We start from the raw sequence: 23,841 nt of genomic DNA, 5'->3' as shown, positions 1-23,841 counted from the left end.
TTTGCAAAAGTATAAAAAATAAATGGTTTAGCTGTTACGCAAAGATTCTCAAAGAAATCTCATTTGCAAATCAAGCGTTGTATAGCTCTTAGTGAGATTGCTTCGTTCCTCGCAATGACTTTTTAATTCAAACTCGCCTTAAACATTCGCAATTCTTCCCAACTGTATTTCTCTCCCAATTGTTCTTTCATTGGAGTAAGCGATTCTTCTTTGTAATATTTAAAAGCTTCGGCTAATTCATCCATTTTATCCTGCGGTAAGACTTCGCTAATTGAAACTCTTTTGGCTTGAATCAATTTAACCAAATGACTTTGAATAGTATTAACCGTTAATTTTCGAATATCGGCAATATCCTGAATCGAATTTTTAGCAATCCACAAATCAAAAGTTTCCTCAACTGTTGATTTTTTAGGTTCTTTTTGTCCTTTTTTCTTAGAAGTGTAGCGATTTACATCTTCTTCATCTTCAATCAACGTAATATTAGCTTCCTTGAATTGATTTTGAATAGCTTCTTTTTTCCTCGAAAGGTATTTTTTGATCTCGTCTGAAGTTAGTTTTTCTTTCGAAATAGCCTCGTTTGCAATAACGGTTTCTATCAACAATTTGGTTTTCATCAAACGCAAAACGGCTTTGGATTGTAACTCTTCTAATTCAGATAATTCTTCGAAATAGGCTTTGGCTTTCTTCAGTCGTTTGATTTCTTCAATTTTCCATAAAACCTCAAAAACCAAATCGTCCATCGGCTTGAAAAAATAATCAAAGGCTGCCTGAATTCGGGCAGAAACATGAATTAAATCCACCGTTTCATTGGCAAATATTTTATTCAATTGTATTATGAATTTTTTGGATGGATCCAAAAGCGATTCGATATTTTCTAATTGTTTTGCTGCCCAAAGTGCATTTTTAGATTTTGCCGAACTTTCCGTTTTATCCGAATAACTGAATTTATGATTGCGCCATTCCTGAGCCAAATCATGCCAATCAAAGCTATTAATCAAATAATTATGGATGAAATTCTTGGTTTCAAAATGCAGGGAATTCTTCAACACCTCTTCCGAAGCTTTATTTTGGGCATATTCCATCACATCCTGGTCGTTAGAAATACCATTCATTCGCAACGGAGAAAGCAAAACTAAGCCCTCTAACGAACGTAAACGCGATAAAGCCACATAAGCCTGTCCGGGCATAAAAACCTGTGAAACATCAATCGCTGCTTTGTCAAAGGTTAATCCCTGGCTTTTATGCACCGTAATTGCCCAGGCTAATTTGATAGGATAATGCACAAAAGTTCCCAAAACCTCCTCTTCCACTTCCTTGGTCAATGGATCCACTTTGTAACGAATATTTTGCCATTCGTATCGTTCCACTTCTATGGTTTTATTCTCTTCCGGAAAATGAACCAGAATTTCCTGACTTGAAAGCGACTTGATAATCCCCATTTTGCCATTGAAATAGTTTTTTTCGAAAGCCAAATCGTTTTTGACAAACATAATTTGGGCTCCTACTTTCAATTGCAAATTATACTCTACAGGATAAATTTTCTCTGGAAAATCTCCAATAATTTCAGACGTATAAGTAATTAATTCTCCCTTTAAATCTTCTAAAGCTTGTGCATTCATCGCATCCGCTTTAGCATTATGAGTCGTTAATGTGATATAACCTTTATTGGTTTTTAAATCAAAATCAGGTTTAACATATTGATTTAAAACCTGAACATCTTCGGGAGTAATTTGGTTATTCCTCAAATTATTTAAAACCGAAATAAAATTGGTATCTGTCTGGCGGAAAATCTTCGATAATTCAATATACAAAGGCGGACTTTGCTGAATAACATGCGAATGGAAAAAGAATTTTCCTTTGTAATAATTGCGTAACGTTCGCCATTCCTCATCTCTAATTACGGGCGGCAACTGCAATAAATCGCCAATAAAAAGAACCTGAACACCACCAAAAGGAATCGCTTTTTTACGAACGGTTTGCATCATATAATCCATCGCGTCAAGTAAATCGGCACGAAGCATACTCACTTCGTCAATAACCAGCAATTCCATATTTCGAATCACTGCTTTTTTCAAGCCATTCATCTTAAAATGCCTGCGTAAACTTTCCTTATTTTCAAACTTCACCGTTTCTGAAAATTGAGATTCGGCTGTATGCGAAGGAATAAATCCGCTAAAAGGCAGTTGAAACATCGAATGTATGGTAACACCTCCAGCATTCAAAGCAGCAATTCCTGTTGGCGCCACTACCACCGTATTTTTATGTGTAGTTTGAATTATTTCACGCAATAAAGTTGTCTTACCCGTCCCCGCTTTTCCAGTCAAAAACACCGAACGCTGGGTTTGATTGATAAACTGTAAGGTATATTTAGCGGCTTCTGATACGGTTTGCATGTAATGAAAAGATTTGGAGCAAAATTATAATTCAAAAAACTATTTCAAACTACAATTGATCATCAAACATTTCACAAAAATAACTTTTTTGGGCTATTAATGTTTCAAAATCACCTTTCTCCACGATACACCCATTCTTCATGACATAAATGACATCAGCCTTTTTCAATTGAAATAAACGATGAGAAACCAAGATAATCATCTTTTCTTTACCCCAATCTCTAAGTGAATTGTACAATTCACTTTCTGAAAAAGCATCCAAAGCACTTGTAGGTTCATCCATTACAACCAAATCAGCATCGCGATAAAACAATCTGGCTAAAGCTAATTTTTGCCATTCTCCACCACTAAGCTGTTCCCCCATCCAGAAAGTACGTCCTAATTTAGTATCCAATCCGTGTTTCATTTTATCAATAAAAACCTTTGCTCCACTGTTTTTTACAGCTTCATTTAGTCGTTCTAAATTCACTTCCCCTTCGGCTCCTAAACTAATGCTTTCAGCTACACTTAAAAAATATTTTTCGAAATCCTGAAAAAGGAAAACACTATTAGTTCTAAATTCTTCTTTATTAATATTTTTCAACGAAATGCCATCAATGGTAATGGTTCCGTTTTTATAATCGTATAATTTACCTAAAAGCTTTACCAGAGTCGATTTTCCTGAACCATTAGCCCCAACAATAGCAATAATTTGTCCTTTTTCACAAGACAAAGAAATGTCTTTTAGAATCTCTCTTTTGGTATCCGGATAAGTAAAATGGAGATTCTTAACTTCTAATTTTGAAGGTTTTACCGGAAAAGGAACTGTATTTTCTTTTAAATTTCTTTCAGGAATATCAAGAAATTGGAAAAGATGATTAATAAACATCCGATGTTGAAATAATTGTACCAAAGCAGTTAAAAAGCTTTTTGTCCCTGATTGTAATTTCTGGAAACCCTGAAGGTAAATTACAAAAAGTCCTGGTGTAATAATTTGCTCCCAAGTATTCTGAGCCAACGATAAAAAGATAAAACCCACTAGAATAATTTCACCAGCTTCAATAATAACGCTATAAAAATTTTGCTTGTTTTGAATGGATTTTCGTTGCGTGAACAAATATTCTCTTAAAGCACTATAACGGCTAATGAATTTTTGTCCAAAACCAAAAAGACGTACTTCCTTTGCATAACTCAATCCCGTTAAAACCTGCTGTAAATAATTGGATTCCCTTTCGGCTGCTGCCAGTCTTTTTTCTTCAGTAAAGCTTTTTCGAGAAAAAAACCATTTTACGGCAAACAAAGGCAGAGACAGCACCACAATAATTACAGCATATTGCCAATAATAATAAGCTAACATACTCGCAATCATAATAACGCTCGAAAACTGCATCAACAAATTACTGAATCCATTCAACAATTGGGCAGCTTTAAAAACCGCTTGTTGTTGTGCCAAATGCAAAGTATCATGATAAACAGGGTTTTCATAATACGAAAAATCAACCGAAATAGCTTTGTCAAGCACTCGTTTAGACAAATAGTCGCCTACTTTTTGTTGGTAAAGCGAATTAACATAAGTTGCCATTTGACTGCAAACCGAAGAAATAAGTTGTAAAACACAAAATCCTATGACCAACTTAATAATTTCATTAAAATCATGTCCTTTGGGAGTTGTTATAATATCAATAATTTCTTTAGTAATATAAAGCGACAAAACCGGAACAACGGACTGTAACAATACCAAAATAAAATAACTCACCGCATTTCCCGGAGAAGCTTTGTAAATGATTTGTAAAATTTGGACATAGTCCTGAAGGATTTTTTTGAATTGGAATTGTTTTTTCACAATGTATTATAGCTTTAATTCAGTAACCGTTTGCAATTTGTTTTCTAACAACCAATCGGTTATGATTTGTAAAGAAGTTTCAATAGTATCAATAGTAGTATCTACAACAATATCAGGATTGGATGGCACTTCGTAAGGACTATTGATTCCTGTTAAATCCTTGATTTCCCCTTTTCGTGCTTTTTCGTACAATCCTTTAGCGTCTCTTTGAATACAGGTTTCTAAAGGCGTAGCAATATAAACTTCCACAAAATGTTTTGCTCCCACAATGGCTTTAGCCGATTTTCTATCTTTCTCAAAAGGAGAGATAAAAGAACTAATCACCACTACTCCGGCGTCATTAAAAAGCTTAGCCACTTCTGCCACACGGCGAATATTTTCCTTCCTGCCTTCACGGCTAAAATCCAAATCACGGTTAAGATGTATACGGGTATTATCACCATCAGTAATATAAGAACGAATTTGACGCTTATAAAACCATTGATCCAGTGCAGCTGCAATAGTGGATTTGCCGGAACCCGAAAAACCCGTAAGCCAAATGGTAAAAGAAGCATGTCCATTCAATTCCTCACGTTCTTTTCTTGAAACCGAATAGTTTTCTTGGAATAGATTATTAGCTGCACTCATTATTGTAAATTTATTTAAGGTTCAAATTTACTCTTTTGGATTTAGTTTTTATAAAAAAAAAGCTTTTTGAAATTTTTGAACCTTTCGAACACTTTTTTCTGTTTTATTCTTTGGTGAAGTTTTTTATTACAAAAAATAAGTGTATTTTTGTTTCACTTTTTTAAACCTACAAAAAACAAAACGTATGAACACAGAAAAAAAACAATGGATAGCACCTCAGGCTACTGAAATTGAAGTAAATGGTGGATTAACATCATTTCCACAAGAGTCAACTATTGGTCAGTCATAAAAATTTAAATTAAACCATCTTAATAGCCTTATTTTTTAATTGTTTATTAAGCCAAAAAGAATTAAAGTTCACTTTAAAAGTGAACTTTTTCATTTTAAAATGAAATTGTTCAATAATTTCTTTCACAAAGTTTTTTATTACAAAAAAAAATATATTTTTGCTTCAATATTTTAACAAATAAAATCATATCTTATGGATACAGAAAAAAAACAATGGATAGCTCCTTTAGCTACTGAAATTGAAGTGAATACTGGAACAGTAGTATCTCCTCCAGAATCATTTAATTGGCGTTCATTTTCATAATGTTTAATTCTATTAATGTCCTATTCATTACGCTTAATGGATAATCATCGGTGTCAATTAAAAAATTAGTGACTGAACTACTCTGCACTTGAAAGTGCAGAGTTTTTTTTACGCTGAACTGAAACAATCTCTTTATCTTTCTCATTCAAAAATGAAATTTTAATTCTCAGCTTCATCATTTTAAGATACTCCCAGAATTAATTCCATCTTATCAATGATATTTCTGGTACTCTAAACTCCATATCTGCTTCTTCAAAAATGCTTCCCCTTGTAAAATTCATTTAATTCTTGAAACTACATCTATAATTTTATTGAAGTACTTCCTTTAAAACTCTCCAGGATTTCTAATATTTTACTTTGGTGTGTATTCTACATGTATGTGAACATAATCAGAACTATCTACTCCTTTTAGAGTTTCAATTCCTTCAGATTCACATATTTTAGTAGTTCTTGACTATCGCTTTTAAATATTCCATAAAACTTAAAACTATATTTATTGACCCACTACTAACAAATTAAACAACTTACTGCATACTAACCTTTTGTTAATCTGTAATCATAAAAATATAATTTATTGTATTACCAAATTACTGCAATAAATTACAAGGTTTAAGACAACAGAAATAAATTAAAAACATACTCAAAAATATTTTAATACGGCTTCTTTTTACTTTATATCATATTGATAACAAGAATATTAAACCTTAAAAAAAACACTATATTCCTTTACATTACATCTCCCACAAATGAATCTACCATTCACTTTTACCCAAGAATGTCCCTCTTTAATGGATTTTGTTTTATCAATACCTACAAAATAGTCAAAAGGAATCTGATATTTTAGAAGTAAAGATACTGCCTGCCAGGATTGATGACGGCAAACGTTTTTCCAGGGAAGGTAATTATTCACAATATGTATCGCCATGGTAATATCTTTTGCAATGGCTATTTTTCCATCTGTTAAAACTGCTTTTACTTTTTGATTTTGTAAAATATGCTCGGTAAAAGCTTTTTTAGAACCGCATAACAACAAAATATTTCTATAAATAGAAAGCCAAAAAACGAGAAAAATTAATTTTCGTTGTCGTTGACTTAAAATAAAGACATTTTTAAACTTCCTAAACAGTAGCTTCATTAATATAATCTTTAGCTATAAGATCGGAAATTACGGAGTTCAATTGAACTTTACACACCTCTTGATCCACTTCATATTCTTCCATTAATTTTGCTACAATAGTATTAAAATCTAAACCATCAGTAACATATTGAATAATAGAAGTATAAGTCGTATTCAAACTGATATATTTATTTTCTTCAATAGCATACAAAACCCCTTCTTCTTCTAAAGGCGTAAACAATACTTTTTCTGTATTTAAAAGGTATTTTTTATTTTCCATAATCTTCTAATTGTTTTATTGTTTCTTCCCAGTATCCCAATCGTTTCATCATCGATTCGTTCACGGTCATAATTTTTTTAATTTGTTCTATAGTTAATTCCTTTTTCCAGCGTCCTGTCTCTCCTTTAAAAAAGAAAGCCAAAGAAGGAATTGCTTTTTCTTTAAATCCTTTATTTTCTTCCTGTTTTTTTAATTTCTTAAAATCACAGGCCTCAATAGCTTTAAGAATTGCTTCATCACTATAATTCAACTGCATTTGTTCTACAGCTGCCTTAAAAGTTTCAAAAGCATTAGCTTTCATATCCTCATACCGAATAATATGCACAGGAATATCATTTTGGTTCATCCAGCTGGTAGCATGCATAGCCCAGGTACCCATCAATTGGTAATATTGCTGTGCTGTTTTCCCTTTTTTAACAAAAGCCCCTTCTTCACAATTGATATATTTATCAATGGTATCCTCAATATTCAAACCGGTATGATTGCCTAATGAAAGCACTACATCCAGAGGATTTCGAACCAGATAAATGGCTACCCGACTTCCTTCAGCAGGAATTAATGGTAGCCCATCCCATCGGGAATAAGTATAAGCATCATGTATTTTCACAAAAGATTCCTTAGTTATTTCATTTGCTTTATAACTAAAAGCAAGCTTTCTATAGGTTTCCAATTCCCTTGGTCTTAAATCATCGGTACATAGATCTAAAATACTTTCAATATATTCTTTAGACGAATAAATACCATCTGTTTCCATTTTATTGATATCAATCTCACCCTGATTCAATAAGGCGGTCAAAAAACTGCGAAACCAGGTGTTCCCAGATTTGGGATAAGATGCCAGCCAAATGATATTATTTTCCATCCGCCTCAATAATTTGTTCAATTATAGCATCGGCAAAACTATCAAAACTAGGTTTGTCTTTGGGTCTTGTAGCTACCCAAAATGGTACTTTTTGTGAAATAGCACTCACGGTCTTAAATTGCAACAATTGTTTGTTCATTCCATGAACCCATTTATTTCTATAAATGTTATTTCCTAGGTGTTGCATACCTTTAGCTGACTTCATTCGTTCAATTTGAATAGAATCACCTTGCATTTCCAGGAAAATAATTCCTTTTACTTTTTGGGATGAAGACACAAAATCATCATGAAAAGCAATACCAAATTTATTGATTTCGGCACGCAATTGTTTCCCTTCAGACAAGGCATATACCTGTTGATTGTTCATAGTATTTTCCCAGGCTCTTAAAACAGGATAAGAAGCAATTGCCACACATTCATTATTTACAATTGTAATCAATGCTGTATCATCAGTAAACAAGGCATAACCCTTTTCTTTTAATTTTAGAGCCGTTGTCGATTTTCCGGTTCTGGAAGGAGCTGCAAATAACCATAATCCTCCTTTGTTATCCAATACTCCTGAAACATGAAAAGGGATTAAATTTTTTTGAAATAAAATTGCTGCAATACTATTTGAATAAAAAAACAATAAAATACTGTCCCAATCTTCACACAAAGGCTCAATTACGACCTTATTACCATCGGTAACAAAATATTTAGCAATATCGGGTACCTGGTAAAAAAATTCATTTTCATTAAATTGGGTAAAAGGCTTTGTTACTGTTGGTTCCTTTTTAAAATTAGGTTCTACATTACCTAAAACAACTTCAAAATCAGGAATTGTATCCTCTACATCATTAACAATAAACGAAGGAAGTGGTATAGTTGACGTACAACATAGATTAAAAACCCTGTAATTGTATTGCATTAGCTAGCTTTTTTTTGATATTTTATTAACTTCGCAAATGTAAAAAAATACAGTGAAATGAAAGGATTTTTTGGAATATTAAACTTAAATAATGGTTATTTTGATAATGCTGCTACTAAGTATCTCAATACTAAATCGCTAAACCATGAAAATACTTCATTCATAACTGATAAAATCCTACTGGAAAATTTCACTACTCCGATTTTCAAAAATAATAAATTCCCTAATCTTCAATTTGTAGGATGGTGTCGATTAGATAATATTGATGAATTACAAAACCAATTACCTCTTTCTAAAAATCCTAAAGAAGAGGAAGTAATTCTTACTGCATACCTAAAATGGGGAACAGATTGTGTGAAACATCTAATAGGTGATTTTAGTTTTGCTATTTGGAACGAAGCCAAAAAAGAACTTTTTTTAGCTAAAGACCAAATGGGCATTCGTCCTCTTTTTTACATTGAACATGACGGATTACTTTATTTTAGTACCAGTATTCCTTTAATAAAATCTGCTTTACTTGAAAAACCAAAATTAAATGAAAGTTACATAGCCAAAGAATTACGCAATTACCCACAAGAAATAGAGGACACTTTTTTTAAGAATATTAAAAGACTCAAACCAGCGCATTATATTTCGATTTCAACTGGAAAAACAATAGAAGAAGTTAGATATTGGGAACTTGGAACTGTTGATTTAAGTCATTGTAAACAAAAAGAAGATTATTATGCTCTTTTAAGAACGACACTTGAAACAGCAATAAAATCTAGAATTAGAGGCAAAAAAAACGTGGGATGCCAACTTTCAGGCGGAATGGATTCTTCAGCAATTGCAGTACTCTTATCCCGATTAATGGACAAAAAAAATCTGCATACCTACTCTTTTGTCTTAGACGAAACAACAAAATCGTACTCTGATAATGGAATTGACGAACAAGGAACGCAAGAAGAAATCATATCTTATGCTAATTTAATTCGAGAGAATCACCACCACATTACTTCATTTTATTACAAAAATGTCTTTGAAGAATTCGCTAAAAAAAATGAGGTTATGGGAGGATATGCTAATAGTGATTGTATCTGGCAAGATAGCCTTTATAAAGTAGCTGCTGCTAAAAACCAGATAGAGGTTATTTTTAGTGGATTCCCCGGAGATGAAGGTGTTTCCCAAAACGGAAACAATTATTTTTACGATTATTTAAACGATTTTAATATTCGTGGTTTGTTCCAATTTTTAATTGATTTTAAACACAATGCTTTACGAAAGACTCTTCACTATTATAGAGCCAAAAAAGCAAAAACTACAGCGTTAAACTATTCAGAAATACAAAAGAAAAGAAATTTATTAAGTCCCAAGTCTAAATTTTATAACGAATTAAAAGATAGTTCTTTTTCATTTAATCCAAGTTTTAAAAGTTGGCAAAAACAACAAATTTGTAGAGCACATACCACATTACGAACCGAATCAGAAGGTGCCTATGCTAATCAATACGGTATAGAAACAGCGTATCCGTTAGCCGATATTCGTTTATTGGAAATTATGTATAGTTTACCTGCTGATTTATTTAAACCGAAACCATATTCAAGAGCATTATTTAGAAATATATGTGAAGGAATATTACCCGATAAAGTACGTCTCCAACCAAAAAGAAGCGGTGCTAAAACACTAGCTTTTGCAGATTATTGGATTTATACAAAATCCGAGGAATTAAAAAACTACAAGATTAAAAATCATACAGGTTTAATGCTTTCTGAAGAAGAATACCAACTTAAAGAGGCTGAAAATGAATTCATGAAAACAAAACGCTTAAATAATTTAAAAGAAATAGATTATTTAATTGATTTAAATTTACCACACAATCATAAAAAAGAATAATTTCTATCAAAAATTACTTAATTTAAATACCTCTTAAACATCATAACTCGATGATTTCTATTTCAGACATACAAACCAATTACGGAAATTCTATGGCATTAATTCTTTTATGCTGTAGAACATACTTTAGAAAGACTGAAATAAGCGATTTAAACGACTTTATTAGCGGCAATAATATAGATTGGTCAGATTGTATAAAAACCAGCAGAAAACATCAAATTAGTCCCTTAATTTTTAAAATCCTTTTAAAAGCGAATTTACCGGAAGAAATACAAAAGAAAATAAGTAATCTTTTAAATAAATCAACCCTACAGAGTTTTGAACAGGCAAAAGAAACCGAAAGACTCATTTATTTACTTAAAGAAAATAACATTCCGGTAATTCCATACAAAGGAACGTCTTTTTCCAAACAATTTTTTGGTAATATCAGCATGAGACAATCCAGCGATATTGATTTTGTAATCAATCCAAACGATTTGTCCAAAACTATTAAAATTTTAGAAAAAGACGGTTTCTTAGCATATCAAAAAGAATATTACCATTGGATAGGACATTCAAAATTTATTCTAAAACATAAAGATTTTAGCTTTGATAAATATAATGGAAACCAAAGAATTCATCATGTAGAATTTCATTTTAATATCATAAATAAAAACACACATTTACCAGATAAAACTAATACGTTTGATACGAATGAAAAAACTAAATGTCTTTTGTTTCAAAAAGAAATTGAATGTCTAAATCCTGTAGTACATTACAGAGCCATTGCACTTCATCATATGCTTATGGATAATATGGGGTATTTAAAAACTTTGATTGATATTACACAAATTCTTATTGAACTAGAAAAACTGATTAAAAATAATAAAATTGTTTCCACTGATCAAATCATTATAAATGAACTAAATAGCAATTATAATTTAAATTCTATTCGGAATGCAATAACAAATATTATTGGAATTAATTTTAAAGAAAATCAAAAATCAGAAAATCCTTTAATAAACAGAATATTAAACAGCTCTTATAGAAAGGTTAGAGAACATAAATTTCCCTTGTTTGATGCCATTTCTTATAATTACTATCAGTTGAAATTTACTGCTAATTTTTATACCAATAAAAGAGATAAAAACCTCTATATATTAAAAAACTTAATTAGCATTAGTTATCCTCAACCTGAGGATTATATGGCAATTAAACTCAATAGAAAACTCTATTTTTTATATTATTTAATTCGTCCTTTTAGGCTAATTTTATTCCCTGGTAATCCAAATAAAAAATAAAATTTATCAATAAAAAAATGCCTTCATTTATAATTTAAATGAAGGCATTTTTTAAACTTTAAAAGAAAGAATTATTTCTTTTCTTCAGCTTTAGTTTCTGATTTAGAAGAAGCTTTGTACTTCTCATTCAAGGCTTTAATGATTTCTTTAGTGATATCATACTTATCTTCAGCATATAGAATAGAAGCAGCATCTCCAGTACCGTAGATATAAGAATAACCTTTTTCTTTTCCGTAATCCTTGATAAATTTCTTAACTCCTTTGATAAGCGTATCCATTTCTGCACCACTTTCTTGTTGTAATTGCTGCGCCAAAGCTTGTTGAGCATAACCTAATTGTTGCTCTCTTTTTTGCAATTCAGCTCCTCTTTTTTGAGCCCATTCCTGACCGTTTGCCTGAGCCTGGGATTGGAAATTAGCAGCATCCTGCTTAAAACGATTAATCTCAGCTTCTAACTGTCTTCCTTTTTCCTCTGATTGTGCTTTATACTTTGCTTCAAGATCTTTTGCCTCTGTATATTCTTTCATTAATTCCGAAGTATCTACATAAGCTGTTTTCACTTCTTTAACTTCGGCAGTTTTGTTACAAGCAACAACTGAAATAGAAATTGCGATAATTAATAATACTTTTTTCATTTTAAATTAAATTGTGTAATTGATGTGTTGGTAGCAAAAATATAAAAAAATAGATAGCATCCTATAAAAGGCTGAAAAAATGGGAAAATTTTACGGTATTAGATTTTATTATTAATAAAACGAAAGCTATAATTTAAAGCTATAAAAAACGAATTAAATAGATTGAAAATAAAGCCAAAATAAAAAACAGACAATAAAGTTACCGTAAACACCAAAAAAGCCTCTAAAAAGGCTTTAAAATAAGTTTTAGTTGTTTTTTAAGACGTAAATCAACGAAGAATACTCCGAATTCTGTTTTGCTTTCCAATTCGATTGTAATCCGATAAAAAATGCTTTAATAAAATTCATTTTTCCGTTTTTATATTTTTCTGAAAGCAAACTAACATAAAACGAATCAAACTTCATAGGAAGTACTTTTTCTAATTTCATATTTTCTTTTTGAAAAAGTATTTGGATTGCTTTTTTTGAAAAATGCCAAAAATGGATTGGCACATCAAAAGCAGCCCAAAAAGTTCCATAATGTTTTGCGTCGAAAGATTTAAAATTAGGAACAGCAATAATTAAAGTTCCTGTTGGCTTTAGCAAACGTTTTAATTCTTTAATCTGAAAATCCAAATCGGGCACATGTTCTAAAACATGCCACATGGTTATCACATCAAAAGAATGACTTTCTAATGCAGTTGTATTTTCTACAAATGAAATTCCTTTATTGATTGCAATTCCTTTAGCTCTATCGCTAGGTTCAATTCCAACAGTTTCCCAACCGTCATTTTTAGCAACAGTTAGAAAATCTCCTGTCCCTGCTCCTATGTCTAAAATTCGTCCTTTAGCAACTTGCTGAGAATTGATTAAATTCAATTTGTTTTTTAAGGCGATGCCTTTTACAAAATGATATGCTTTTTCAAATAAAGAACGTTTGTTATCTGTATGCGAAATATAATCTTCGCTTTCGTAATACTTCCCTAAATTTTCTAAACTCGGTTGGGGATGCGTGATTAACATATCCAAATCTTCATCATGATACAATTCGAAAATTTCTTTAGAAACTGAATGGTCTTTAACCGTAAGGAAATGCTTTTTATTTGAAATATCCATTTTTTAATTTTCAGTGGTTGGTTTAGAATGAGGTAAAATTTTATACTAAATTTTAAAAAAGAGTAATAAATCGAAATCTATTACTCCTAGTTTTTTTATTTTTAAAATCACTTTTCTTAGTAATGACAAGGTTTTCGAGCGTAGTTTCACGTGGAACAATTAAAGTTAGAGGATTGAAATTAGAGGTTAGAAGTATTATTGTAAACTTCTAACCTCTAATTTCAATCCTCTAACTTCATATTATCTTCCCATGTAAATCAATAAAACCGAAATATCGCTAGGTGAAACTCCGCTAATTCTTGAAGCTTGTGAAATAGTTACTGGACGAATCTTATTCAATTTTTGTTTAGCTTCAATAGACATTGATTTAATTTTATTATAATCAAAATCGGCTGGAATTTTCACATCTTCTAGTCGAGTCAACTTATCTGCATTATTTCTTTCCTTTTCGATATAACCAGAATACTTCACCTGAATTTCGGCTTGTTCCAAAATTTCTTGGTCCAAATCATTTTCTGCTACATAAGCTTGAACTTTTTCAAACTTAATCATATCCTCCAAATCAATTTGTGGACGAGAGAAAATCTTAAACATCTTATCTCCCTGAGAAATTGGTGCGCTTCCTTTAGATTCCAAAATTGGATTGGTCTCTCCTATCGAAACACTCGTTTCCCTGAAAAATGAAACCATTTTTTCTGATTCATTAAGTTTACGTTCCATTCTTCGTAAACGTGCTTCTGAAGCCAAACCTATTTCATACGACATTGGTGTCAACCTAAAATCGGCATTATCCTGACGCAACAAAGTTCTGTATTCTGCACGAGAAGTAAACATTCTATATGGTTCTTCTGTTCCTTTCGTGATTAAGTCGTCAATTAAAACTCCAATATAAGCTTCATCTCTTTTCAAAATTAATGGTTCTTTTTCATGCACTTTTAAATGCGCATTAATTCCAGCCATTAATCCTTGAGAAGCCGCTTCTTCATAACCGGTAGTTCCATTAATTTGTCCGGCAAAATACAAACCTTCAACCAACTTCGTTTCCAAAGTATGTTTTAATTGTGTTGGTGGAAAATAATCATATTCGATTGCATAACCTGGTCTAAAGAATTTCACCTTTTCAAATCCTGCAACAGAACTCAAAGCTTTAAATTGAATATCCTCAGGAAGCGAAGTAGAAAATCCATTCACATAAACCTCACAGGTATTCCACCCTTCTGGTTCTACAAAAAGCTGGTGTCTTTCTTTATCAGCAAAACGATTAATTTTATCTTCAATAGACGGACAATATCTTGGACCCAAACTTTTAATTCGTCCGTTGAACATTGGCGAACGATCAAAACCTTCTCTCAAAATATTGTGAACTTCCAAAGAAGTATAGGTCATGTGACAAGATCTTTGATGTGTCAATGGAGTGGTCAAATCAGAATATGAAAACTTATCCGGTTTAGCATCTCCTTTTTCTTCATTCATTTTAGAATAATCTAAAGAACGTCCATCGACACGAGGAGGTGTTCCCGTTTTCATTCTGCCGGCTTCAAAACCCACTTGAATCAAATCTTCGGTAATTCCGTAAGCAGCACTTTCTCCTGCTCTACCTCCACCGAATTGTTTTTCTCCAATATGAATCAATCCATTCAGAAAAGTTCCATTGGTCAACACAACCGACTTGGAACGAATCTCTATTCCTAAAGAAGTTCTTATTCCTTTTATTTTACCATTTTCAATAATCAAACCTTTTACCATTTCCTGATAAAAATCAAGATTTGGAGTTCCTTCTAACATCATTCTCCATTCCTCGGCAAAACGCATACGGTCACTTTGAACTCTTGGAGACCACATTGCAGGCCCCTTTGATTTATTCAACATTTTAAATTGAATCGCAGTTTTATCAGAAACAATTCCTGAATAACCACCAAGCGCATCAATCTCGCGAACAATTTGACCTTTTGCAATTCCACCCATTGCAGGATTACAAGACATCTGGGCAATGTTTTGCAAACTCATGGTAACCAACAAAGTTTTGGAACCCAAATTTGCAGCAGCAGCAGCAGCTTCACAACCTGCATGCCCAGCACCCACAACAATTACATCATACTCTTCTAGAAACATTTTTTTATATTTTTCCTGAACACAGGGCTTAAATTAAAACTTAAAACAGCGAACGTTCCACGTGGAACACTTAACTTCGAATCCAGAAATTAATTTTACTGTTCCACGTGGAACATTGCTATTTTTTCATCTTCCTTAGAACGCATCAATCGTTCATCCTCTTCTCCCTTATCTTTATAACCGCAATAATGTAAAACTCCATGAACCAAAACACGCTTCAATTCTTCTTCAAAAGAAACATTAAAATCATTAGCATTGTCCTGAACACGTTCAACAGAAACAAAAATATCTCCATTTAACTCATTTCCTACCGTGTAATCAAAACTAATAATATCAGTAAGTGTATCGTGATTTAAATATTCTAGATTGATTTTATGAAGATAATCATCATCGCAAAAGATGTAATTAATCTCTCCTTCCTTCTTTTTCTCCGATGCAATTACAGCCGACAACCAAGTAGAAATAGCTTCTTCGTTATCTAAATTAAAGTCGTTTTCGTAATTAAAATTTATCATTTTGTTTTAAAATATTCTTGAACCTTGCGGTTAAAATTGGAGCGCAAAGGTAATGATTGTCTGTTTAATATCTCTATGCTATTCATATATTCTAACAAAGAATTAGGTAAAACTCTTGAATGATTAAGAAATTCTTTATCATTGGTTTGCGATTGTCTTTTATTTTCTTCTCCTTGTTGCTGAACCGCATTATTTAATTTTAAGAGCTCCTGCTTTAAATTCAAAACTTGTTGAAGCGTTTCGTTTTTAAAACCTTTATTCAATAATTGCTTTTCAATCTGTTTCATTTGCTCTAAAGCATTCTGACCTTTACTTCCTAAACCTTGCCTTTTTAATTCACCATCTAAAGCTTCACGCAGTTCTTTCTGCTCTTTGTAAATTTCCATTATAGATTTGGCATCACCTTCTCCGCCTTCACCATCTTCATCGCCTTTACCCGAATTAGGTTTCCCTTCTTTTCCTTCTCCGGGTTTAATTCCTTTTTTAATTTTATCTCCTAAGCCTTGTTGCTTCGAAATAATATCAGGCAACTGCATACCTTCTCCTTGACCCGGTTTAGGTTTTCCCTGTCCCATAGAAGACAAAGACATTTGCATATTATTCAGCATTTCACTTAGAAAATCTCCTAGTTTATTTGCAGAAGCTATCACATATTGCTGATGAGAAACTCCTTTAGGAATTTCAGAATCGGATAATTTATCAATAGCCTTATCAATGTTGTACTGAACATTTCCAACTTCTTTCGTAATATCTTCAGTGAATTTTGGATTTCGTAAAGACATTGCAAACAAACTATCATCAACATGTTTGAACTGAATTCGTAAATCCTGTTGCAGTTTTATATTTTTATTAAAAGCTGGAGAAGCAGAATTAAGAGATTTAAAATTCAACATTATGGATTCCTGCGAAAGAGAAAAAGCCAATAAATTATCTAAGATTTGGCGCAGCATTTTAACGTCTTCTTCCAGCTCTTCCATCTCGGCTCCGTCCATACCCTGATCCATTTTCATAGCCATTGATTTCATTTTCTTAGAAGCACTTTTCTGATTTGGCTTTGCTTTTGAAGTATTATTTTTTTGCAATTCTTCTGAAGCTTTCTTCAAATCTTCCTCAATACTTTTTTCAGTTTTATCATCTTTAGGAATGTCTAAAGGTGATTTTAACTCTTTATTGTCTTTTTCTAGATCATTCAAATCTTCTTGAATTTTATCAAAATCCTTATTTATTTCTTGTTGTTTAGCATTAGTATTTTCCTTTTCATGCTCTGAAAGTTTATCTTGCTTGTCTGATAATTTTTCTAATTTATCAGCAATTTGTTCTGCCTTTTTTTGAACGTAATACTTCTTAGTCAATTCGACTAATTGTTGTAAATTCTTAACCTGATTTTTACTCTTCTGTTTAAACTGATCTAACTTTTCAAGTAAATCTTCATTCTTCATTTTATCATTTAGCGCCTTTAACTCGTCTAAAAGTTTTTTGTTTTTTTCTAATTCCTCTTTGTTATTATCAAGACGTTTTTCCAGTTCTTTTTTGAAATTATCCTCAGGTTTTGATTTAGATTCATCTAAATTATTTTTCATTTTATCCATAAAATTCCGCATCATATCATCCTGCTTCTTTTGCTGTTGAATAAAATCGTTTACTTTTTGTTGGTCATTGAATTCAAAATTTTCTTTTTCTTTTCCTGATTTTTGAATCTTATCCAATTGTGAAAATTGCTTGTCTTGACTCTTTAATGATTTCTGTAAACCTTGAATGTTATCATTTTGTTGTTGCAAAATTAAATACTGCTTTTCCTGAGCAGTAACAATTCTATTAGAAAAAACTGCCGATTTAGAACTTTTAAAATGATGTAAAACATCATTATCAAAAACTTCGAAATAATAATCATAAGTTACTCCTTCGATAACCGGAAGATTAGCTGGAAATGAAAAAACAAATTGATCAAAAACTCCATACTTGATAGCAATTGTTCCACGTTTGGCAGTAGCCGGTTTATTAGATTCATAATAGACAACTTGTAATTTTGACAAACCATTATCATCCCCTATTTTCCCTAAAAGATAATTGGTAGCCAACTTCAAACTGTCTGGAGCCTGGTTAACTGTAATCGTTGGATATTGATCCTTGATAACTGTAAGCTGATAATTCAGTTTTTCGAAGTTAGAAACCATATTATTTGAAGTAATAATCTGATAATCTGTATTTTCTAAAACTTTTTTTGATAAAACAAAGTTGTTTTCTGATTTAGCAAACGGATAAACCGTGTTTGCATTAGAAAATAACACTTTTTGGGTTGCTTGTGTACTCATTCTCCAGGTTACCAATGTTCCTTCGGGAATAATGGCATTTCCTGTACCTTTGATAATTTCAGCTTTTCTATTGAGATGCGAAGGGAAATTCAATTGCATTTCGAAATTTAAAATAGAAGGAACAGCCACAACTTTTAGTTCATAATCATCGGATGAAACTGAATTTCCTTTAATATAAAAAGAAACATTTTGAGTGGGTTTTTCAATCTTAAATTCAAATTCACCTGGCTTGGTGTTCTCCATAAAATAACTTTCATCATTAATGAAAATCATTGCATTTTCAGGAATTACTTTACCCACCGTTTTTACTTTAACAATAAAATCTTTGTTTTGCTCCGTTTGTAAACTAGAATTCAAAAGCACAAATTCAAAAGGAGCCGGAGGTAAAAAAGAAGCATTAAAATGCACTACCCTATTCAAACTTTGAGTCAGTATCGATTTATTTCCAGAAATATAAAAAGCAGCAAACATCAAAAAAGGAATAAAAGCAAGCGGTAAATATTTTTTATTCGAATTAAAATTAATCGCATTAGAAAAAGGAATGGGTTGCAAAGCATTGGCTTTTTGCTCAATCGAAGCCAAAAGCAATTCGGATTTTGCTGTGTTATTTTCAGGATTTGAAAGCTGAATAAAATTAAGCAGCTTATCTTTTACATCCGAAAAATGATTTCCAATTATAGCCGAAGCATCATTATAATCAATTCCTTTTTGAAATTTAAAGAGTTTAAAAATTGGAAATACAATATAACGGAATAGTAAAAAAATTTCTACCCCGACAAAAGTCCAAAACAAAATGGCTCTTCCTGTAGGCTTTAACCAAAGGAAATATTCAATAAAAAGCGTAAAAAGAAAATACAACAAACCAAGCCCGATAAAGAAAACCACTCCTCTTATCAACTCGTTTAAATAATACTTTCTAATAAAAGCTTCTAATTTTTGAAATATAAAATTGGAACTATTCAAGGTATTTTTGCTTTATAATTACCCATAAAAGTAATAATTATAACATTATCAAATTCAATGACAATAACAATATCAACAAAAATCAACAGCTAGTTATTGAAAAACTTCTAACTTCTAACTTCTGACTTCTAACTTCTAATTATCTTTGCTACAAAATTTATAAAAAATGTCAAACCCAATTCGTGTGCGTTTTGCACCAAGTCCAACGGGACCTTTACATATTGGCGGAGTTCGTACTGCCTTATTTAATTATTTGTTTGCCAAAAAAAACGGTGGAACTTTCTTTTTAAGAATTGAAGATACCGACCAAAACCGATTTGTTCCCGGTGCCGAACAATACATCATGGAAGCCTTGGAATGGTTAGGAATTTCTCCTGATGAAACTATTGGAAAAAATGAAAAATTTGGTCCTTACCGTCAAAGCGAAAGAAAAGAATTATACAAACAATATGCTGACCAACTAATTAATTCAGGTTGGGCATACTATGCATTTGATACTCCAGAATCTTTAGATGCATACAGAAAAGCGGAAGAAGAACAAGGAAAAACATTTATCTACAATCATACTAACAGAGAAAAACTGGATACTTCATTAGTTATTTCTGCTGAAGAAACAGCGCAAAGAATTGATAATGGAGAACATTATGTCATTCGATTTAAAACTCCTGTTGACGAAATTTTACATTTAAAAGATATCATTCGTGGTCATGTAAAATTTGAAACTAATCTTTTAGATGACAAAGTTTTGTTTAAAAGTGACGGAATGCCAACCTATCATTTAGCCAATATTGTTGATGATCATTTAATGCAAACTACGCATGTAATTCGTGGTGAAGAATGGTTACCATCCATGCCTTTACATGTTTTATTATATCATGCATTTGGCTGGGCTGCTCCTGAATTTGCTCATTTACCTTTGATTTTAAAACCTGTTGGAAACGGAAAATTATCAAAACGTGATGGTGATAAATTAGGCTTTCCGGTATTTCCTTTAGAATGGAAAACCGAAGAAGGAATTTCATCAGGATATAGAGAAAACGGATTTTTCCCGGAAGCCGTGGTTAACTTCTTAGCTTTATTAGGCTGGAATGATGGCACAGAACAAGAGTTGTTTTCGTTGGAAGAATTAGTTGAAAAATTTGATTTGAACCGAGTTCATAAGGCTGGTGCCAAATTTGATCCGGAAAAGAATAAATGGTTCAATCACCAATATTTAATTAAGCAAAAAAATGAAGATTTGGCGAAAGCCTTCGCTCCTATTCTTAAAGAAAAAGGGGTCTCAACTACGCTAGAAGTTATAACGAAAATTGTATCGTTGATAAAAGAACGAGCTAATTTTGTTTCTGAATTTTGGGATTTAAGCAATTTCTTTTTTGTTGCTCCAACTGCTTATGACGAAAAATCAAAGAAAAACTGGAAAGAGGAAACACCTGCTTTAATGCAAGAATTAATTTCAGTACTGGAAGAAATCACCGATTTTACTTCAGTAAATATTGAAACTATTGTCAAAGATTGGTTAACTAAAAACGAAATTGGAATGGGGAAAGTAATGCAACCTTTCCGATTGAGTTTAGTTGGAGCTTTAAAAGGTCCTCACCTATTTGATATTGTGGAAATCATTGGAAAAGATGAAACAATTTCAAGAATTCAAAAAGCTATTGAAACTATATAAAACTAAAAGTCCCGATTTTGTCGGGACTTTTTTTATAGATAGAAAATTACATTACCGTTTAGAATCCCTGGATTTCCTTTAAAATCATAACCCGGATTTTTAGAATTTAAACTGCCTAACATATTTGAAATTCCATATTGATAAGAAACATTTACTCTAAAATGTTTTGCTCCTGCTGTAATTCCAACCGTTGGATAAAAATTAAATTTACCGATATCAGTTATATCTTTGGCCAATAAAGTAGTTCCTGAAATTATATTATTTTCCTTATCAGCATCAATTTTAAATTTTCCGTTTACCTGAACCAAAGGACCAAATTCAATTGATAAATGATTGTCGATTAAAACATAGCTCAATTGTAAAGAAATTTGAGCTGAAGGTAATTTGTAATTCACATCTTCACTGATTATAAGCGATCGATTTGTGGCTACCGAAAAATTATTTTCAGAAAATTGAATAGCATAAACCATATCCCAATTATCATAAAAATTACCTCGTATTGAAAGGCCGGCATTCCAACCCATTTCAGGTTTTGTATCAAAATTAGTAGTGTTTAGAGTAAATTGATTTACTCCTCCTTGAATTCCAATTCTATTGGAATCGCGATAACCGTATTGCGCGAAACAAAATACTGAAATTAGGAGAAAACAAAAAGTTAATGAAGACTTTATCATAATGTGAATTTTAACTGACACAAACCTAAAGTTTTTTTGTAATTTAACAGAGAAAATTTAACTAAATATACAACTTATGAACACTTCATTTATTTTTCTTTTATTTATTGCATTCTTTATTTTGCTTTCCTCCTTCTTCACCGTTAAACAACAAACGGCTGTAATTATTGAACGTTTTGGAAAATTTTTAAGTATCAGACAATCCGGTCTTCAACTTAAAATTCCTTTAATTGATAGAATTGCCGGACGTGTGAATCTAAAAATCCAACAGTTGGATGTTATCATTGAAACCAAAACTAAAGACAATGTATTTGTAAAATTGAAAGTTTCGGTTCAATTTATGGTGGTTAAAGAAACCGTTTATGATGCCTTTTATAAACTGGAATATCCACACGATCAAATTACTTCTTATGTATTTGATGTGGTTCGTGCCGAAGTTCCTAAATTGAAATTAGATGATGTTTTTGAACGAAAAGATGATATTGCTGTTGCTGTAAAAAGTGAATTAAACGAAGCCATGACAACTTACGGATACACAATCATCAATACTCTGGTTACTGATATTGATCCTGATATACAGGTAAAAAATGCGATGAACAGAATTAATGCTGCCGACAGGGAAAAAACGGTAGCTGAATATGAAGCCGAAGCTTCGAGAATCAGAATTGTAGCTAAAGCCAAAGCAGAAGCTGAAAGCAAGCGTTTACAAGGACAGGGTATTGCCGATCAAAGACGTGAAATTGCCCGTGGATTAGTAGAAAGTGTGGATGTTTTAAACAAAGTTGGAATTAATTCGCAAGAAGCCTCTGCCCTGATTGTGGTAACTCAACATTATGATACATTGCAAGCCATAGGTGCAGATGCTAATTCTAATTTGATTTTACTCCCTAATTCTCCACAAGCCGGAAGTGAAATGCTGAACAATATGGTCGCTTCTTTTAGTGCTTCGAATCAAGTAGGTGAAATGATGAAGAAAAATAAAAAGAGTACTCCTAAAAAAGCAGAACCAAAATTTGAAGAACCCGAAAATCCTCTAGAAGAAACAGAAGAATCGGATGAAGTATAAATTACAAACGAAAAAGAGGCTTAATTGCCTCTTTTTTTGTTCCTAAACCATTTTATAATAATTGGTATCACTAATCTCAATATTGTGCCGTAGGAACTAAAAAAAGTGCTTTTTACAGTATCTACAACATTAGAAGTAATATTTAAGAACGAAAAACTTTCCTTCGTTTTTTGAACACTTAAAACTAACTTTTGATAGCTGATTTCTTTTTCAACTTTTAAAATTTCAAGTTCCCTATCAATTTGAGCATAAGAAGAATATTTTTTTGTTTGCATAATAATTAGTCGTTAAAAAATATTTCTGAAAATTTCTCTAAAATAGGTCCTTCCACAATTTTATCTCTAACTAAAAACAATAAAGCTGTTAAAATAACATAAATTAAACCAACGGATAGAAAACCAAGGGTATAGCTGCCAAAATAATTTCCAATAGCAAATGCCAATGCTATAGAACAAAATAACAAAACCATACATATACAAAGCAAAATCAAGGTGAACTTAAAAATCATTGTAGTTGATTTCATAGCCATCTTAAACGCTAATAATTTGTAGTAAGAAAGATTCTTTTCTATATAATCTTTAGTTTGTTCCTGAATATTCTCAGTATGTTCTTTTAACTCATCAAAAGCCATAGTTTTTTATTTCAATATTATAAAAGAAATTATTGTTTATGAAGTTTAGCATTTTGTTCTTTCAAATCAGCTAATTTCTTTTCTAAAAAAGTAATAACATCTTCTGTTTTATAACTCATATTAGAAACTAAATTTTCATAAGTATCTTCTAAATCAACTTTTGCATTAGCTAATTTAGCTTTCATATCTTTTTCAAGATCTTTATATCCGTCTTTAATTTTTTTTCTTGTTTTTTCTCCTTTATCCGGAGCAAACAAAATTCCTAATACAGCTCCTATTGCAGCACCACTTGCAAGAGCTATTAAAGTTTTTCCTGTACTACTTGCCATAATATATTATTTTTAAGTTTCTTATAAAGATACTAATAAATTTAAAAAAAAATCTTCATAAATGTTATTATAAAAAAGTTAGAAT

20 protein-coding genes are annotated in these 23,841 nt (G+C 31.6%); 4 read left to right on the top strand and 16 right to left on the bottom strand.

The annotated features are described in order from the left end of the window. Positions 1 to 122: 122 nt before the first annotated feature. From BIW12_RS06645 to BIW12_RS06615, 7 genes are all read right to left on the bottom strand, one after another. The gene (locus BIW12_RS06645; RefSeq protein WP_071184385.1) at positions 123 to 2,393 is read right to left on the bottom strand and encodes a helix-turn-helix domain-containing protein; all 2,271 of its coding nucleotides are present in this window, start codon (positions 2,391 to 2,393) and stop codon (positions 123 to 125) included. 49 nt (positions 2,394 to 2,442) lie between these two features. After that, positions 2,443 to 4,215, bottom strand: a complete 1,773-nt coding sequence (locus BIW12_RS06640; protein ID WP_071184384.1) for an ABC transporter ATP-binding protein — start codon at positions 4,213 to 4,215, stop codon at positions 2,443 to 2,445. 6 nt (positions 4,216 to 4,221) lie between these two features. Further along, positions 4,222 to 4,842, bottom strand: a complete 621-nt coding sequence (gene cysC, locus BIW12_RS06635; RefSeq protein ID WP_071184383.1) for an adenylyl-sulfate kinase — start codon at positions 4,840 to 4,842, stop codon at positions 4,222 to 4,224. A 1,289-nt stretch (positions 4,843 to 6,131) separates the two neighbouring features. Then, the gene (locus BIW12_RS06630) at positions 6,132 to 6,569 is read right to left on the bottom strand and encodes a lasso peptide biosynthesis B2 protein (RefSeq protein WP_071184382.1); all 438 of its coding nucleotides are present in this window, start codon (positions 6,567 to 6,569) and stop codon (positions 6,132 to 6,134) included. Continuing rightward, complete coding sequence (locus tag BIW12_RS06625) at positions 6,553 to 6,792, bottom strand: PqqD family protein (protein ID WP_198033457.1); 240 nt, start codon at positions 6,790 to 6,792, stop codon at positions 6,553 to 6,555. The genes BIW12_RS06630 and BIW12_RS06625 overlap by 17 nt, the downstream gene beginning before the upstream one ends. A gap of 28 nt (positions 6,793 to 6,820) precedes the next feature. Further along, entirely contained in the window at positions 6,821 to 7,693 is an 873-nt protein-coding gene (locus BIW12_RS06620) for a sulfotransferase domain-containing protein (protein WP_071184380.1), read from the bottom strand. Continuing rightward, positions 7,683 to 8,600 carry a hypothetical protein gene (locus BIW12_RS06615; RefSeq protein ID WP_071184379.1) on the bottom strand — a complete coding sequence of 306 codons (918 nt, stop codon included), beginning with the start codon at positions 8,598 to 8,600 and terminating at the stop codon, positions 7,683 to 7,685. The genes BIW12_RS06620 and BIW12_RS06615 overlap by 11 nt, the downstream gene beginning before the upstream one ends. 57 nt (positions 8,601 to 8,657) lie before the next feature. Here BIW12_RS06615 and BIW12_RS06610 point away from each other — a divergent pair, with 57 nt between their 5' ends. Beyond that, positions 8,658 to 10,472 (top strand): asparagine synthetase B family protein, encoded by a 1,815-nt coding sequence (locus BIW12_RS06610; protein WP_071184378.1) that lies wholly within the window; start codon positions 8,658 to 8,660, stop codon positions 10,470 to 10,472. A gap of 50 nt (positions 10,473 to 10,522) precedes the next feature. Next, a complete protein-coding gene (locus BIW12_RS06605) occupies positions 10,523 to 11,752 on the top strand; it encodes a nucleotidyltransferase family protein (RefSeq protein WP_071184377.1) in 1,230 nt (409 codons plus the stop codon). A gap of 71 nt (positions 11,753 to 11,823) precedes the next feature. Here BIW12_RS06605 and BIW12_RS06600 read toward each other — a convergent pair whose 3' ends face one another. The 5 genes from BIW12_RS06600 to BIW12_RS06580 all read right to left on the bottom strand — a co-directional run bounded on the left by BIW12_RS06600 (position 11,824) and on the right by BIW12_RS06580 (position 19,384). Further along, a complete protein-coding gene (locus tag BIW12_RS06600) occupies positions 11,824 to 12,387 on the bottom strand; it encodes an OmpH family outer membrane protein (RefSeq protein ID WP_071184376.1) in 564 nt (187 codons plus the stop codon). Positions 12,388 to 12,633: 246 nt separating this feature from the next. After that, complete coding sequence (locus BIW12_RS06595; RefSeq protein ID WP_071184375.1) at positions 12,634 to 13,482, bottom strand: class I SAM-dependent methyltransferase; 849 nt, start codon at positions 13,480 to 13,482, stop codon at positions 12,634 to 12,636. 240 nt (positions 13,483 to 13,722) lie between these two features. After that, on the bottom strand, positions 13,723 to 15,594 hold the full coding sequence (mnmG, locus tag BIW12_RS06590; protein ID WP_071184374.1) for a tRNA uridine-5-carboxymethylaminomethyl(34) synthesis enzyme MnmG: 1,872 nt from the start codon (positions 15,592 to 15,594) through the stop codon (positions 13,723 to 13,725). 95 nt (positions 15,595 to 15,689) lie between these two features. Beyond that, a complete protein-coding gene (ybeY, locus tag BIW12_RS06585; protein ID WP_071184373.1) occupies positions 15,690 to 16,109 on the bottom strand; it encodes an rRNA maturation RNase YbeY in 420 nt (139 codons plus the stop codon). Continuing rightward, positions 16,106 to 19,384 (bottom strand): DUF4175 family protein, encoded by a 3,279-nt coding sequence (locus tag BIW12_RS06580; protein ID WP_071184372.1) that lies wholly within the window; start codon positions 19,382 to 19,384, stop codon positions 16,106 to 16,108. The genes ybeY and BIW12_RS06580 overlap by 4 nt, the downstream gene beginning before the upstream one ends. A 166-nt stretch (positions 19,385 to 19,550) precedes the next feature. Here BIW12_RS06580 and gltX point away from each other — a divergent pair, with 166 nt between their 5' ends. Beyond that, on the top strand, positions 19,551 to 21,056 hold the full coding sequence (gltX, locus tag BIW12_RS06575) for a glutamate--tRNA ligase (RefSeq protein ID WP_071184371.1): 1,506 nt from the start codon (positions 19,551 to 19,553) through the stop codon (positions 21,054 to 21,056). Positions 21,057 to 21,088: 32 nt separating this feature from the next. On the opposite strand, the gene BIW12_RS06570 is transcribed toward gltX, so the two are convergent. Beyond that, positions 21,089 to 21,730, bottom strand: coding sequence for an outer membrane beta-barrel protein (locus BIW12_RS06570; protein ID WP_071184370.1), 642 nt, complete (start codon positions 21,728 to 21,730; stop codon positions 21,089 to 21,091). A 76-nt stretch (positions 21,731 to 21,806) separates the two neighbouring features. Between BIW12_RS06570 and BIW12_RS06565 the strand changes: the two genes are divergently transcribed. Then, positions 21,807 to 22,796: an SPFH domain-containing protein gene (locus BIW12_RS06565; RefSeq protein WP_071184369.1), complete on the top strand. Its 990-nt coding sequence runs from the start codon at positions 21,807 to 21,809 to the stop codon at positions 22,794 to 22,796. Between the two features lie 20 nt (positions 22,797 to 22,816). On the opposite strand, the gene BIW12_RS06560 is transcribed toward BIW12_RS06565, so the two are convergent. From BIW12_RS06560 to BIW12_RS06550, 3 genes are read right to left on the bottom strand one after another with little or no spacing between them, the layout of a single operon-like run. After that, positions 22,817 to 23,071 carry a DUF6327 family protein gene (locus BIW12_RS06560; RefSeq protein ID WP_071184368.1) on the bottom strand — a complete coding sequence of 85 codons (255 nt, stop codon included), beginning with the start codon at positions 23,069 to 23,071 and terminating at the stop codon, positions 22,817 to 22,819. A gap of 5 nt (positions 23,072 to 23,076) precedes the next feature. Continuing rightward, positions 23,077 to 23,427 carry a competence protein gene (locus tag BIW12_RS06555; RefSeq protein ID WP_071184367.1) on the bottom strand — a complete coding sequence of 117 codons (351 nt, stop codon included), beginning with the start codon at positions 23,425 to 23,427 and terminating at the stop codon, positions 23,077 to 23,079. A 29-nt stretch (positions 23,428 to 23,456) separates the two neighbouring features. Then, entirely contained in the window at positions 23,457 to 23,756 is a 300-nt protein-coding gene (locus tag BIW12_RS06550; RefSeq protein WP_071184366.1) for a YtxH domain-containing protein, read from the bottom strand. Between the last annotated feature and the right edge of the window lie 85 nt (positions 23,757 to 23,841).

Origin of the sequence: Flavobacterium commune (assembly GCF_001857965.1) — a bacterium.
In the GTDB taxonomy this organism is placed as follows: domain Bacteria; phylum Bacteroidota; class Bacteroidia; order Flavobacteriales; family Flavobacteriaceae; genus Flavobacterium; species Flavobacterium commune.
This window is presented reverse-complemented; position numbering and strand designations above follow the sequence as displayed.

What these genes read in the sequence shown, in the direction of transcription:
- BIW12_RS06645 (WP_071184385.1), bottom strand. Translation starts at nt 2,393, where the DNA reads ATGCAAACCGTATCAGAAGCCGCTAAATATACCTTACAGTTTATCAAT.
- BIW12_RS06565 (WP_071184369.1), top strand. Translation starts at nt 21,807, where the DNA reads ATGAACACTTCATTTATTTTTCTTTTATTTATTGCATTCTTTATTTTG.
- ybeY (WP_071184373.1), bottom strand. Translation starts at nt 16,109, where the DNA reads ATGATAAATTTTAATTACGAAAACGACTTTAATTTAGATAACGAAGAA.
- BIW12_RS06610 (WP_071184378.1), top strand. Translation starts at nt 8,658, where the DNA reads ATGAAAGGATTTTTTGGAATATTAAACTTAAATAATGGTTATTTTGAT.
- BIW12_RS06600 (WP_071184376.1), bottom strand. Translation starts at nt 12,387, where the DNA reads ATGAAAAAAGTATTATTAATTATCGCAATTTCTATTTCAGTTGTTGCT.
- cysC (WP_071184383.1), bottom strand. Translation starts at nt 4,842, where the DNA reads ATGAGTGCAGCTAATAATCTATTCCAAGAAAACTATTCGGTTTCAAGA.
- BIW12_RS06560 (WP_071184368.1), bottom strand. Translation starts at nt 23,071, where the DNA reads ATGCAAACAAAAAAATATTCTTCTTATGCTCAAATTGATAGGGAACTT.
- BIW12_RS06615 (WP_071184379.1), bottom strand. Translation starts at nt 8,600, where the DNA reads ATGCAATACAATTACAGGGTTTTTAATCTATGTTGTACGTCAACTATA.
- BIW12_RS06550 (WP_071184366.1), bottom strand. Translation starts at nt 23,756, where the DNA reads ATGGCAAGTAGTACAGGAAAAACTTTAATAGCTCTTGCAAGTGGTGCT.
- gltX (WP_071184371.1), top strand. Translation starts at nt 19,551, where the DNA reads ATGTCAAACCCAATTCGTGTGCGTTTTGCACCAAGTCCAACGGGACCT.
- BIW12_RS06595 (WP_071184375.1), bottom strand. Translation starts at nt 13,482, where the DNA reads ATGGATATTTCAAATAAAAAGCATTTCCTTACGGTTAAAGACCATTCA.
- BIW12_RS06630 (WP_071184382.1), bottom strand. Translation starts at nt 6,569, where the DNA reads ATGAAGCTACTGTTTAGGAAGTTTAAAAATGTCTTTATTTTAAGTCAA.
- mnmG (WP_071184374.1), bottom strand. Translation starts at nt 15,594, where the DNA reads ATGTTTCTAGAAGAGTATGATGTAATTGTTGTGGGTGCTGGGCATGCA.
- BIW12_RS06605 (WP_071184377.1), top strand. Translation starts at nt 10,523, where the DNA reads ATGATTTCTATTTCAGACATACAAACCAATTACGGAAATTCTATGGCA.
- BIW12_RS06570 (WP_071184370.1), bottom strand. Translation starts at nt 21,730, where the DNA reads ATGATAAAGTCTTCATTAACTTTTTGTTTTCTCCTAATTTCAGTATTT.
- BIW12_RS06620 (WP_071184380.1), bottom strand. Translation starts at nt 7,693, where the DNA reads ATGGAAAATAATATCATTTGGCTGGCATCTTATCCCAAATCTGGGAAC.
- BIW12_RS06555 (WP_071184367.1), bottom strand. Translation starts at nt 23,427, where the DNA reads ATGGCTTTTGATGAGTTAAAAGAACATACTGAGAATATTCAGGAACAA.